The organism is Chryseobacterium sp. 14P4.3.2 (assembly GCF_057799275.1).
This window is the reverse complement of sequence record NZ_JBYOKO010000083.1, coordinates 1-356: the sequence shown is the minus strand read 5'-3', so window position 1 is coordinate 356 and position 356 is coordinate 1. Positions and strand designations below refer to the sequence as shown.

Genomic DNA, 356 nt, shown 5'->3' with positions numbered 1-356 from the left:
CTTCTGACTTTGCACTGATAACCATAAACCCTCGCAAATGCGAGGGTTTATGGTTTTACAAAGCTGCTGCGTTTTTAGCAAAAAAATCTTTAAACCCACCACCGGAGTCAGCGGTAATTTTGACGAATACCTGACCTATGACCTGAATGGAAACATCAGTAATCTCAAACGTACAGCGGCATCTAAGCCAGGGAACACAGCTACTTTGGTAGATAATCTTGATTATATCTATAATGGCAACCGCCTGACCCAAGTGATCGAAAATGCACTGAACGACACCGGATATGAAGGCGGTAATAATATCATAGATTATGACCTGAATGGAAGTATGACCACGATGAAGGATAAAGGGATAA

The 356-nt window shown here is 41.6% G+C and carries 1 protein-coding gene; it reads left to right on the top strand.

The window, feature by feature from the left end:
• Positions 1 to 37: 37 nt before the first annotated feature.
• A partial coding sequence (locus AC27VX_RS23895; RefSeq protein WP_488698479.1) for a hypothetical protein occupies positions 38 to 356 on the top strand: 319 nt, incomplete at its 3' end.